General features: G+C 58.4%; 12 protein-coding genes and 1 tRNA gene. All 13 read right to left on the bottom strand.

The window, feature by feature from the left end:
- Positions 1-81: 81 nt before the first annotated feature.
- Positions 82-366 (bottom strand): ogr/Delta-like zinc finger family protein, encoded by a 285-nt coding sequence (locus tag C1926_RS10395; protein ID WP_108759128.1) that lies wholly within the window; start codon positions 364-366, stop codon positions 82-84.
- 9 nt (positions 367-375) lie between these two features.
- Positions 376-579, bottom strand: a complete 204-nt coding sequence (locus C1926_RS21475; protein WP_159095079.1) for a hypothetical protein — start codon at positions 577-579, stop codon at positions 376-378.
- Entirely contained in the window at positions 576-848 is a 273-nt protein-coding gene (locus C1926_RS10390) for an AlpA family transcriptional regulator (RefSeq protein ID WP_108759127.1), read from the bottom strand. The genes C1926_RS21475 and C1926_RS10390 overlap by 4 nt, the downstream gene beginning before the upstream one ends.
- A gap of 608 nt (positions 849-1,456) precedes the next feature.
- Complete coding sequence (locus C1926_RS10385; protein ID WP_108759126.1) at positions 1,457-2,647, bottom strand: integrase arm-type DNA-binding domain-containing protein; 1,191 nt, start codon at positions 2,645-2,647, stop codon at positions 1,457-1,459.
- Positions 2,648-2,813: 166 nt separating this feature from the next.
- A tRNA-Arg gene (locus C1926_RS10380) sits at positions 2,814-2,890 on the bottom strand.
- Positions 2,891-2,988: 98 nt separating this feature from the next.
- Positions 2,989-4,095, bottom strand: a complete 1,107-nt coding sequence (locus C1926_RS10375; protein WP_159095078.1) for a glycosyltransferase — start codon at positions 4,093-4,095, stop codon at positions 2,989-2,991.
- Positions 4,092-5,390 carry an O-antigen ligase gene (locus C1926_RS10370; protein ID WP_108759124.1) on the bottom strand — a complete coding sequence of 433 codons (1,299 nt, stop codon included), beginning with the start codon at positions 5,388-5,390 and terminating at the stop codon, positions 4,092-4,094. Before C1926_RS10370 ends, C1926_RS10375 begins: the two co-directional genes overlap by 4 nt.
- Before the next feature lie 47 nt (positions 5,391-5,437).
- Complete coding sequence (locus C1926_RS10365) at positions 5,438-7,276, bottom strand: acyltransferase family protein (RefSeq protein ID WP_108759123.1); 1,839 nt, start codon at positions 7,274-7,276, stop codon at positions 5,438-5,440.
- Positions 7,273-7,767: a glycosyltransferase gene (locus tag C1926_RS10360; protein ID WP_159095077.1), complete on the bottom strand. Its 495-nt coding sequence runs from the start codon at positions 7,765-7,767 to the stop codon at positions 7,273-7,275. Before C1926_RS10360 ends, C1926_RS10365 begins: the two co-directional genes overlap by 4 nt.
- Positions 7,764-8,258 carry a hypothetical protein gene (locus tag C1926_RS10355; protein WP_216822054.1) on the bottom strand — a complete coding sequence of 165 codons (495 nt, stop codon included), beginning with the start codon at positions 8,256-8,258 and terminating at the stop codon, positions 7,764-7,766. Before C1926_RS10355 ends, C1926_RS10360 begins: the two co-directional genes overlap by 4 nt.
- On the bottom strand, positions 8,255-9,493 hold the full coding sequence (locus tag C1926_RS21470; RefSeq protein ID WP_159095076.1) for a hypothetical protein: 1,239 nt from the start codon (positions 9,491-9,493) through the stop codon (positions 8,255-8,257). The genes C1926_RS10355 and C1926_RS21470 overlap by 4 nt, the downstream gene beginning before the upstream one ends.
- Before the next feature lie 65 nt (positions 9,494-9,558).
- Positions 9,559-10,809, bottom strand: coding sequence for a UDP-N-acetylglucosamine 1-carboxyvinyltransferase (locus C1926_RS10345; RefSeq protein ID WP_108759121.1), 1,251 nt, complete (start codon positions 10,807-10,809; stop codon positions 9,559-9,561).
- Positions 10,810-10,834: 25 nt separating this feature from the next.
- On the bottom strand, positions 10,835-11,809 hold the full coding sequence (locus C1926_RS10340) for a nitroreductase family protein (protein ID WP_108759120.1): 975 nt from the start codon (positions 11,807-11,809) through the stop codon (positions 10,835-10,837).
- Positions 11,810-11,817: the final 8 nt, after the last annotated feature.

Raw genomic sequence — 11,817 nt, 5'->3', positions numbered from 1 at the left:
TCGGGCTGCTAAACCCGGTCGCCGAATGTGCGGCGACGGGGCAATGCTGCACCGGGAGCGCTGGCGCTGTCAACAGGTGCGTCATCGCCGCGCTTGGCCTCGCGGAGTAGGCACTTCTACCAACTTTGCACGGAGCGCGGCACGCTCTGCAGAGCTGCTGATGGGAAGGCAAACGTCACCGCTCGGGCAAGCACTTTGCGTGTGCGTACGTACGATTTCTGTGTAGGCCGAGAAGGTGTGACCACAGAGCGCGTTACGGCATTGGAGCAGCGATTCTCGCAGCAATTTGGAGTGAAGCGTGCTGCTGCGCACGATGGCCGCTGTGTCACAATGCGGGCAGCGCAGGAATGCCCTTGAACTGTTCATCCCAGCACCTCAGCAGTCAGTGGCGGATGCGCCTTCGGCAACACCACGCGACAGCGCGATGCGGCCACATTGGTCACTCAGATCCCGTGAGAAATTGAGCGCCAGATTCGGCTGAGCTACTGCAGTTCGCAGATGCTCGGCCAGGAACTTAGCTTCCGCCGGGGTGAGGCTGAATTTCTGATTGGCGATGGTCAGAACAATGGTGTCTTTCATGGCTGCGCTCGCAGATGGGTGTTGGGGATGTGTGTGGCAATCCACGCGTCCACGTCCGACTCCAGCCAGACGGTTACACGCGGGGAAAGGGGGATCGATGCAGGGAACCGGCCACGCTTCATGAGCCAGTACAGGTGCGAGCGGGAAATGCCCGTGCGGCTGAGCACTTCGGGCTTGCGAAGGAAACGCTCGCCGCGTGCGGGTTCGGGACGGGAAGGGCCGCCAGGCTGACCTGGTGCGGTCGCCGGAGAGGTTGGGGAACCAAGCATGTGGCAGGTCACGGCGATGACGCTGGGTCAACTGCCGCCTTGTGTTGTGGGCTTGACTAGAGGCTAGGGGCCACTGCCGCCGAACTCACGCGATCCGCTGTGTAAGAAACCGGCTTACACAGCCCGTATCGGACGCTGCTGGATGCGGTCGGACCTATCGCCCGGAGCTTCCGGGGAAGGGGGCGGGAAGCGGACCGCCTGAGGCCCAACGCCGGGCAGGGGCAGTCCGTACACGCGACAGCGCGTGCACTACGGAGAGGCTTGATGAGTCGTTGCCCGCGTTCGCCAGGGAGTACGCCGGCATCCGCAACTTTCGCCACAACGCCCATCGGCGGAGGGCAGTTGCGCCCGCGCGTGCATGTGCCGATGCTGGGCGGACACAGAACGGCACAACTGCTGAACTGGCTGAGTACTCCTGTCCTAAGCCATCCAATGCCGTCTGATCGTTTGCCGGAGTACCGCTGTAACCAGTGGTACCCCATACCCGGTACGCAAGACGATCACCCACAAGTCATTGATTTTGAAGGGCGTCGCGAAAGGTGTAACCAATGTACCGATGTAACCAGCAAAAACACTAAGTCAGAAATAAAAAGTGGAAGCGGGGGAAGTCAGCGGGAGGTCCTCAAGCCGTCCAGGTAGTCCGCCCAGGCCTGCATCATCTTTGCCCGCTCGACGAGGTGAGCGGTACGGTTGTATGCCCGTCCATTTGGGTCACGAACTGCGTGTGCGAGCTGGTGCTCGATGTAGTCAGGGCGGAAACCCAGCACCTCATCCAGCACAGTTCTCGCCATGGCGCGGAAACCATGGCCGGTCATCGTGTCAGAGTCGTAGCCAAGGCGGCGGAGCGCTCCGTTGATCGTGTTCTCGCTCATAGGACGCCCTTTGCCTCGCGTGCTCGGGAAGACGTACTCGAATCGTCCGGTTAGTGGCTGCAGGGCGCGGAACACTTCCACAGCTTGCGATGAGAGCGGAACGACATGTGGCTGCCCGGTCTTGGTTGCCGTGAAGCGCCATTCTGCGGAAGCAAGATCAACGTCTGCCCAGAGAGCGTGGCGCAGTTCGCCAGGGCGCACGAACACGAGCGGTGCCAAGCGCAGTGCAGCGGCGACAACAGGTGTGCCTTGGTATCCGTGGATAGCGCGGAGCAGGCCGCCAACATGCGCGGGGTCGGTGACGCTAGCAAAGTGCTCGACCTCCACGGGGACGAGTGCGCCGCGCAGGTCTTCAGCCGGATTACGCACGGCACGGCCTGTAGCGATGGCGTAGCGAAAGATCTGGCTTGCCAGCATTCGCGCGCGATGTGCAGTCTCGTTTGCGCCGCGCGCTTCAATCCTCCGGATTGCATCCAGCAGGTCGCGCGCAGTTACGCCATCCACAGGTATCCGCCCGATGTAGGGCCCGAGATCCTTTGCGAGAATGCGGTTCTGCCGCTCAAGCGACGTAGCTGCCATCTTCTTCGCTCTCACGCCGATCAACTCGGTGGCGACAGCTTCGAAGGTGTTCGCAGAGCGCTCGAGCGTTGCGGCCTTCTGCGCTTTGCGCTGCTCGCCAGGATCAACACCATCAGCGAGCAATCTGCGGGCGGCTGCATGACGTTCACGTGCGGTGGCCAAGCTGACGTCGGGATACGTTCCTAGCGAAAGGGTGTTGCGCTTGCCTGTCACAGGACGGCGGTAGTCCCAACGCCACCATCTGCCGCCATCAGGGCGAAGCAGCAAGTAAAGGCCACCACCGTCGCGGAGCTTCTGCACGGTGGCCGTGGGCTTTGTCTTGCGGATTGCGGTATCGGTGAGCGACATGATGGCGGTAACAGGTGGAGGCGGTAGGTGGGTTACCGTCAAAGATACCGCCTGCAGGCATGGGATAGATGTGGATCACATAGGACGCAAGCGGACGCAAAAAAGGCCGAACTCCTTGATTTTAAAGGAATATTCGGCCTTCTTAGGACGCTATAGGACGTTCAAATGGCGCGCCCGGAGGGATTCGAACCCCCGACCAATGGCTTCGGAAGCCACTACTCTATCCGGCTGAGCTACGAGCGCGCAGGCCGGATAGTGTAGCGGAAAAGTGCGGCTTGTGAAGCGCCGCGCGCGTCGGACCAGAAGCTAGGGGTAAGGCGGCGTCGCTTGCCGGCTGTTCTTCAGGGCTGTTTCAACGTCTGAAGATATCCATTGACCATCGATTCGGTACTGAAGAACGCGGCGCGAGTCCTTCCCGCACTGGCAAGGCGCGCTCTGAGCTCGGGTGAATCAATGACTTGAATGATCCGCTGCTTCCACTCTTGGAGATCATCTCCACAGAAAATGACCGCGTCTCCGCCAACCTCTCGGGCGATTGGAATATCGCTCGATACCACGGGCACTCCTTCCGACATCGCTTCTACCAGCACCCGTCCAAATCCCTCATACCGCGAGGTAAACAGCATGATGTCCAGCGAACGATAGAAACGAGTCAGATTCTCGCCCGACAGGCTTCCAAGAAAATGTACTCGCTCCGTAGTCCCGAGCGAAGCAGCCTCTTCACGCAAGCTGCCTTCCTCGGGGCCTGTCCCAGCTAGATACAGCTGGGAATCATCCTGCAGCTGAGCGTGGGCGCGGATCGCCAGGATGAAATTCTTCTGAGGGTGCAGGCGGCCGACGCAGCCAATCACCCTTGCATGAGGCTCAATGCCAAGGATCGCGCGGCTCGCTGCCTTGCCATCGAGCGAAGCCGCAAGCGACGGGGTGGCATTGTGTACCACGGTCATCCGGCGGCGATAGCTCTGCGGGTACGAATCGAAGCTACCGGCAACCGTCTCGCTTACCGCGATGTTGGCTCTATAGAGGCCACAGGCGCCGGCTACCAGATCGAATATGCGCCCTGGCCGAGACTGAAAGGCAGAAGGGTTACGCTGCGTGGCGACGACGTGGCACCCCGGAATGAGTTTTGCAGTCGCGGCCGCTATTACGTTGCTGGCAGGCTGGAATCCAATAATGAACCGCGGCTTCCGACGCGCAATTTCACGGCGCGCTGAAAGCAGGAACGAAGCGAGCTTGATCGGACCACGAGGTGCACTTGGCGCGATCACGAAGACATCATCATGTCCATGTGTCGACTCGATCTCTCGCTCGAAAAGAAATCCAACACTGGTTCGCAGTCCCAGCTTGGCGAGTTCAGATGCGATCAGGCCAGCATTAAGCTGTGCGCCGCCAATTCCGTGGCTGTTCGCCAAGCAAAGGACATCGATTCTTTCATCAGCGCTGCTCATCGCGTGGCCACCCGCGCGTACCGTGCGCTTGATGGCTTTGATCCGGAACGCTTTCTCGATGGGAAGCCGAAGCGCGCGTGGCAGTACGCACTGATCATGCAGATCAGAACCCATGTACCAGTGTTCGGCCTGAAGAACAGAGCGCCGGCCAAACCTGTAAGCAGCAGGCTGGCCATGACAGCCATAAGTACAGGGGCCTCCTCGAACCCTGCCTTTCCGGCTTTCCACAGACTTCTCATCAATACAAAAACGAATGCCATCTGCGCGAACAGTCCTATAACGCCCAGATCAAGAAGAACCTCGATGTACGCGTTGTGAGAGTGATTGCGGGTACCTACCCAGAAGTAGTTACCGAAGAACTTGGTCGGATCGTTCCAGAACGCTGACTGTCCCCAGCCAAGCCAAGGCTTCTGGAGTATGTAAGGCCAAAGCTCTGCCCAGATGACGGTGCGGCCGGACAGGGTGTCCGAACGGCCCGAGGACTCAAGAAATGCAGAAAGCAGGTAATCGAAGCTGGCAAGGAGGAGAGCTACACCCAACATGACAAGCATGCCGAAGAGCACACGGAGCGATCTCTTCTTGAAATAGAATCTAAGGGTGAAAAGTACGATTGCGCCGAATCCGAACTGAAGAAGGCCCGTCGCAGAGCCGCACATGACCAACATCACCAAGCCGATGGCAAACGGGACGAACTGGGTCGGACGAAACAGACTTGACCATTTCCAGCGACCAATCCAGACCAGCAGGAACAGTACTGCCGCCCACGCCATCTGGTTCTTGAAGCCCATCAGGCCCCGCCATCTGCCCTGGTGCTCGCCACCGTCTTGATGAACCCCATACTGCGGAAGGAGTACTGATACAAGGAAGGACGCGAAAATGAAAACCAGATAGACCCGCTTTAGAAACGTGGACAGATCGCTGCGTGCGTATGCAATTCCGATAAGGACGCCGGTCAAGGTCGTGGTAACAACGGCCAAAGACTTGCGAGCCGTAACGGCGGGGTCAAATGACCATACCGTCGACGACAGCACGATCACCAAAGAGGCCGTCATCCAGAGGTTCTCTCTGAAGTAGAAATACGTCTGCTGCCGGAATCTTGGCGTTCCGGCAATGATGACTATCGCGCCAAGGTAGAAAACCGCAGCAATCGGCTGATACAGGGCCGCCAGCGGTCCTGAGTCGCCATCGCTCGACCCCATCAGGTGAGTGAGCGCGCCCATGAAGAAAAGAATGGCACCCCAAGAGAATACCTGGACATAATTTCTGGGGGTTTCGTACGGCGTGTCGGTATTCATTGGAGTTCGCTGGGAGTGCGTAGAGCCAGTGCCATCTGATCTGGGGCTCAGTTTGATGCAGTGGGTGCCGGGCTGATGAACTGGATCACTCGGGCAGCGGTCGCACGAGATGCGACCATGCTTGGGTGATGCCCGTCGAAGAGTATAGGCGTGCCGTTATACACCAGCGAGCAGGAGCCGCTCGAGCAGAAGATGTCCTCGGGCATGACGGTATCGGCTATGCCTTTGAATGCAGCTGCAAACCGCTCGTGCTCTGACTTGCCGGGCACTACTGCAGTTCCGCCTCGTGCCAAGTAGCTGGGCAAATCTTCCTGTGATGGGAGTGTAGGCGTAGGTCCGACGACAACGACGCGCTTGCCTGCGTCCCGCAGTTTCTGGGCGACTGATGTCATCTCGCTGATCCTCCTCTCTGCATCCTTGTAGTAGGCAACAAGCACAACGCTCTGAATGTCAGGCTGACCAAGGATGTAGCTGAGCACCTGCTTGTTATGTGCAGCGCACTGCGGTCGATACGACCGCTCAACATTGCCACGTTCGGGAGGGCAGGACGAGTAGGTTATGGCCTGTACGCCAGGCGCCAGCTCGCTCAGAGCCTGAGCCAGTTCCACGCCATGACTGTCTCCCCAAACCGCGATGTGTGGCTTGTCCCCTTCCCCTAGTACGCAGGAACTCTGAGGGGAACGTAGCCCTGAATCGACGTGGCACTTCTCTCGGGATGGACTGATGTCGTAGCGGCCCGCATCAAAAGCAGCGACGTCTGCTGGCACACGGGATGGCCAGCCGTCAGTCATTCTATAGCCGGCGCATACTACGCAGACCAAGGAAACGCTGATGAGCGAAAGGGCCATCAGCTTGCGACTGTCAAAGGTGTGTCGGTCCCTGGTCGGTTTCTCGATGAACTTCCACGACATCCAGGCCAGCAGGATCGAAAGTGCAACGACAAAGAGGCGGCCTGGTACTGACTCGAGCAATCCGGCGTCCCGCGAGAACACAACCAGCGGCCAGTGCCAGAGATACAGCGAATATGAGAGGAGGCCGATGAACACTATCGGTCCCCAGGAGAAGATCCTGCCCACAGTCGTTCCTTCAGCGAAACGAATCAGAAGGCAGGTGCCGGCCACAGGCAGGACAGCGGCGTATCCCGGGAACGCCATGTTCTTGTCAAAGAAGAAGACGGCCGAAAGAAGCAGCGCAAGGCCAAGCCAGGAGAGCGCCTGGCGCAAACCAGTGATGTCACCAATGGCTGGTCGAGGGAATCGCAGTGAAGCGAGGAAGGAGCCGGCAAGAAGCTCCCAGGCTCTTGTCGGCAGGAGATAGAAAGAGGCGCTTGCAAAGCGCTCTGTGGCAACGATGCAGGCTGCGAGTGAGGCTGCGAGTGAAACGAGAATGAGCGCCGGCAGATACCGTCGCCCGTAGCGAAGAGCCAGCCAGAGGGCGAGGGGCGCGAAGATGTAGAACTGCTCTTCAATACCCAGCGACCACATATGAAGCAGTGGCTTGGCTTCGGCGTCGGGAGAGAAATATCCCGAATCGCGCCAGTAAACAACGTTCGCAACGAAGAACAACGTTCCCAGTGCCTCCTTCCAGAGGTTTGAGAACTCGCTTGGCAGAAGGAAGAAGGGTGACGCTGCCAGCACGAAGATGATCATGCCGATGAGAGCAGGCAGGATTCGCCTGATGCGGCGTGCGTAGAAGTTGGCGAGACTGTAAGTGCCGGCCTCCATCTCCTGGATCAGGATCTGGGTAATGAGATACCCGCTGATCACAAAGAATACGTCGACGCCGACGAATCCACCGGAGAGGCCAGAAAAATTGGCGTGGTACAAGACGACAGGCAGCACGGCAAATGCGCGAAGGCCGTCGATGTCTTTTCTATATTTGATCATGACGGAATCTTGCCGGTGTGTATGAATGAGCTCAGGGCGGATTCAAGATTTCTCTTCCCTGGGCTCTCAAATGAGTCATTTGGTGGAGTGTACAAGCGACTATCCGACATCAGCGCCACAAGCGATGACTCATCATGGGCAACGTGCACGCCGTCCAGAGACTGCATCTGTTTGCATGTGTCAAGCTGATGGTCGTTGCGATGCTCACCCAGCCGTGCCAACCTGGGAAAAAGAACAATCTGCTTTCTGTACTTTCTCGCGGTGAGTATTGAGCCGATGCCTGCGTGCGACAACAGCAGCGTCGCTCCTTCTGCCATTTGCCTGAAGGATGTGGGGTCCAGCGTGGCCTGATATTCCAGGTTCCTGGGCACATACTTGGCGCCTTCCCCAATCTGGGCGAAGACCCGATGGCCCAGGAGGGGCGCCATCTCGTCAACAGCGCGAACGAGTCGATCAAACGGCAACTGTGTCCCGACGGTCAAGAAGATCAAAGGATCTCTCCAAAATATCGAGGGCCGTCCGGTCGCGAGATGTGCTCCCACTGGGTAACGGTAAGGGTTACGAATCGAGCCGCGATCCTGCCGCTCATGGACATGCGCTCCGTGTTTGCGAGGCTGTCGATCCATATGGTCTTCGCGCCCAGCATGCGCGCGGACGCCACAGCAAAGAGTCCCGGAGCGGCACCAGTGGTGACGACCACGTCGGGGCGTGTCTTCAACACGATAAGAAACGTCTCAATAAAACAACGGACGAGCTTCAACGGTTGATCCCGGTTGCAGTCGCTCACAACTCTGTACTCGACATGTCCCAGGGACTTCGCCAGTTCTTCGGAAGTAGTGACGTAAAGAACATCAGTCCCTTCGAACGCGGTTCGAATTGAGGTCAGCTGCTCCCAATGGCCCCCCGGAGAAGAAACTGCCATCACCTTCTTCAACTGCTCTGTATTCAAGGCGCGCTGCACGGATTCGTCCTGCATGGTCATTGCCCTTGGCTCCGCAGTGAGGGTTGCTTTACTGCGGAGATAAGCCGCCGCGCAAGGCGCTTCAGCTCGATTCCTGTCAGGTAGGAGAGCCGGCGTGCGGTATCGACTCGCGTTGCAGCAGGGTGTTCTGAGCCAAGGAATGTCAGCCAGCTGTCCAGTGATGCTCGTGGCGACAGATTCTCCTCGTAGACAACCAGGCATTCCTTGCCCAGCCTCTCAAGTACTGCAGTGTTGCCAATTGCCTCCTCTAGGCGAATCATCTCTCCAGCCTCAAGAAGTTCGCTGTAGGCAGTTCGATGGGTGAAATTCTCCCTGAGGAAGGTCTTCCAGTTTGCACTCGTCACCGCGCAAATGGCGGGGATGCCATCCGGGCCATCGACCGGGATAAATGATGGCTTTCCGAGAGACATGGCTTCCATCACGCCTCTGCCGATCCCGACGAATACATCCTGGCTGTGCAAGTACTTCGGGCCAGATTCCGTGGAGGCGGCATCCGAAACCATGTAGCGAGGAAATGGGATCTGGATCGCCTGGATGTCACGCAGCAGGGCTTCGTCCTGTACCGTTCCCAGGTGCGTAAAGGAGATCCGCTCCGCAATGGCCGGAGAGGTCATGTGGGAGAGGGCGCGGTGAAGCATCATTGCGGGGCGACGCTTATCCGACGCGATTCTCATCACGGTAGCGATCGCGACGCGCCCCGGCCCTCTATCGGGTACGGTAGCCTTGCCCAAGTACTCTTGGTCAAACGCCGGCGGAGTGACCCGGCCAGGGACCAGCGCCATATGCCGATTGGGTTCGAGTTGTCGATAGACGTCGTAGTCTTTCAAGTGAAAGACTGCGACTGAAATGCCCGCCAGCAGCCGCGGATGGCGGGCTGCGTCACCGCCCGGTTTCAAGTGGACGTGCCTCACCCGGAGACCGGTTGCAGCAAGAGCTGAAATGCAGCTAAACATCCATCCGACGGTCACAAGAGTGACGCGACGCTCCGAACGGCCGTCAATAATGTGCCTGACAGCCTTTCGAAGTCCATGAATGCCATTTGGGGAAAATGGGCTGCATGTGTGGATGTGGCGATATCGTGGATCTCCGTCAAATACCGGCGACGGAACGTCTCCCCACGTCAAGACATCAACGTCCAGCTCGCTTGAAAGCAAGTCGGAGATCTCCTTGATGGAGCGATAGTGCCCACCGATGCCAGTATTGACACCTTTGAGAGATGACACCAGGAAGATCACGCTATGTCTCATTGAGTCCGCCGCATTGCAGATTCTAGGTATTTGACCGGGGAGAGTACGGCGACTTACGCCTCGACGTCAGCGCCAAGTGAACGGAGCTTGGAGACGAATCCGACATAACCTCGGGAGATCTGCCAGGCGTCTGAAATCTCCGTCTCGCCCTCCGAAATCAGGCCGCACAGCGTCAGCGCAGCGCCCGCGCGAAGATCCAGTGCGCGGACCTTGGCGCCCACGAGGTTGCCGCCCTGTCCGTGCAACCGCAGCATGTCGCCATCTACGCTGTACTTGACGCCCATCTTCGCCATTTCTTCCGCGTAGCCATATCGACCGGGGAACCGGAGGTCGATAATGCGGGACTCGCCACGGGCTTTCGCTGCCCACGCTGCCAGAATCGGCTGCACATCAGAATTGATTCCGGGATGCGGTCCGGTGCTGATTTCAACCGGGTAGCAGCGATCTCCACGAACGATCAGCGACTCTTCGCCTTGATAGAGCTTGGCTCCAGCCTCTCTCAGGTGAGCAAGGACGACTGCGAGATCTGCGTAGGGGAAATCACGGATCTCGATATCACCACCGGTCATGGATGCCGCCACGAGCCAAGTGATGGCTTCCATGTTGTCCGGAATCACTCGATGATCGACTGCGTGAAGCGCGTCCATGCCGATCACCTCAATGTGCTCTTGGCCATGCACGACAATCTTTGCTCCCATGCCCTTCAGCATCGAAACCAGATCAAGAATCTCGGGTCGGATGTGCGGATTCCAGATCCGAGATACACCCTTTGCCAAGCTTGCGGCCAGAATGGCATTCTCAGTGGCACCGGTTGAGCGCATCGGCAGGTGGATCTCCGCGCCGACAAGGCCGTTCGGGGCCTCCGCGCAAAGCTGATCGCCTTCTTCCCAGATACGCGCGCCCAAGGCCTCCAGAAGCATGACGTGAAGGTCGTACTTTCTTTCACCAAGCTTGCAGCCGCCCGGCAGCGGGACGCTGCCTGCGCCAAGACGCGCGGTCAGTGCGCCCAGGATCAGCAGGGTGTTGCGGATAGATCTGCCTTCCCAGATCAAGCTCGACTCGAGCTTCCTGTTCTCGGAAATTCGAATGGTTGTGGCATCAATCAGCTCGACCGACTTGCCGAGTGCGGAAAGCATGTCAACATGGACTTGTGCGTCAAGCAGCTCGGACGGGTAGTTGCGCAATACGACGTCGCCCTCTGTGAGCAGCGAAGCGGCAAGCAGGCGAAGCGCAGAATTCTTGGCTCCAGCGAGCGTTACCTGCCCCGACAGTTGAGATTTGCGAACTTTGATTACGCTGTTCAATTTGATAGTCCTTGAATGTGAGAAGTCAGTTTAGGCGGATCGCGAATTCGTCGGTGCTACGGTGGGGCGAAACCGTTACTCTGAAGCTGTCCGGGACGTGGCCCGCGACCATCATCATCACAACGGCATGCTCTGCCGGGATGCCGAACTCTGAGCGAAGCGCGTGATCATCCAGTGCATCCATGCTCCAGTTGAGCATGCAGACCCCATAGCCTTTGGAGTGCAGGGCGTAGTTGAGCGACATGGCGAAAAGACCGCCGTCAACCCAGCCTTGATTGCGCTCGCCGGACTTATAGAAGGCTCGCATGTCGCTGGTCACAATGAACAGGGCGCCAGCGAGATCGCCGAAACCTCTGTTTCCGCTCTGACGAGCGAGGGCTCGGTCGATGACTGTCCTGTCGTTAGAGAAATAGGCGCGCGCAGAGGCTCTATTGCAGACAGACGGGGACTTTCTTGCGATGTGTATCGAGTCGATCAGATCGGACTCGCTGATTGCCTCGCCGGTGAAGTTGCGCACGCTCGATCTGTCCAGTGCGAATGATCGAAAGTCAAAGTTCGCTCGGGACAGAAACTCTTCCCGCGTGACGTCGAGGTAGCCTGCGAGAGCCTGGGCAGAAGGGTCGAGCTGATCCTCGCCGGCCCCAGCGCTGGTCCCCGTCCCGCCGTTGGGCTGGAACGCTCGGTGGGAAGCCAAGGTCGCCATGCAGAGTCGATAGACTTCGTCATCGCCATGGGTATCCTTGTACCAAGCCGCTTGGTTCCGGATATTGTTGGCCTTCGCTTTGCCAAACCCCGGCGTCGGCGAAGGAAGCGCCATTCCCTTCTCCAGCGAATGGGTGAGGCGAAGAAGGTGCATGGCTGCTGCCTCCTTGTCCATTCGACGAACGTCCGAACGTGAGTTCCTGGAGCGTTGGAAGCGATAAAGGTCGTATGCGTGATTGACCAATACGTTCAATCCGCTGCGTCGAAGGACCTTCGAAACAAAAACTCGTAGATTCATCTGAAAGT

The sequence above is a fragment of the Stenotrophomonas sp. ZAC14A_NAIMI4_1 genome (assembly GCF_003086915.1).
In the GTDB taxonomy this organism is placed as follows: domain Bacteria; phylum Pseudomonadota; class Gammaproteobacteria; order Xanthomonadales; family Xanthomonadaceae; genus Stenotrophomonas.
The sequence above is the reverse complement of the archived record's forward strand: the minus strand, read 5'-3'. Positions and strand labels throughout refer to the sequence as shown.

Bases quoted from the DNA above. Each gene is read 5' to 3' on its own strand.
- C1926_RS10375 (WP_159095078.1), bottom strand. From the start codon at position 4,095: ATGAGCAGCGCTGATGAAAGAATCGATGTCCTTTGCTTGGCGAACAGC.
- C1926_RS10340 (WP_108759120.1), bottom strand. From the start codon at position 11,809: ATGAATCTACGAGTTTTTGTTTCGAAGGTCCTTCGACGCAGCGGATTG.
- C1926_RS10390 (WP_108759127.1), bottom strand. From the start codon at position 848: ATGCTTGGTTCCCCAACCTCTCCGGCGACCGCACCAGGTCAGCCTGGC.
- C1926_RS10395 (WP_108759128.1), bottom strand. From the start codon at position 366: ATGAACAGTTCAAGGGCATTCCTGCGCTGCCCGCATTGTGACACAGCG.
- C1926_RS21475 (WP_159095079.1), bottom strand. From the start codon at position 579: ATGAAAGACACCATTGTTCTGACCATCGCCAATCAGAAATTCAGCCTC.
- C1926_RS10385 (WP_108759126.1), bottom strand. From the start codon at position 2,647: ATGTCGCTCACCGATACCGCAATCCGCAAGACAAAGCCCACGGCCACC.
- C1926_RS10365 (WP_108759123.1), bottom strand. From the start codon at position 7,276: ATGATCAAATATAGAAAAGACATCGACGGCCTTCGCGCATTTGCCGTG.
- C1926_RS10370 (WP_108759124.1), bottom strand. From the start codon at position 5,390: ATGAATACCGACACGCCGTACGAAACCCCCAGAAATTATGTCCAGGTA.
- C1926_RS10355 (WP_216822054.1), bottom strand. From the start codon at position 8,258: ATGACCATGCAGGACGAATCCGTGCAGCGCGCCTTGAATACAGAGCAG.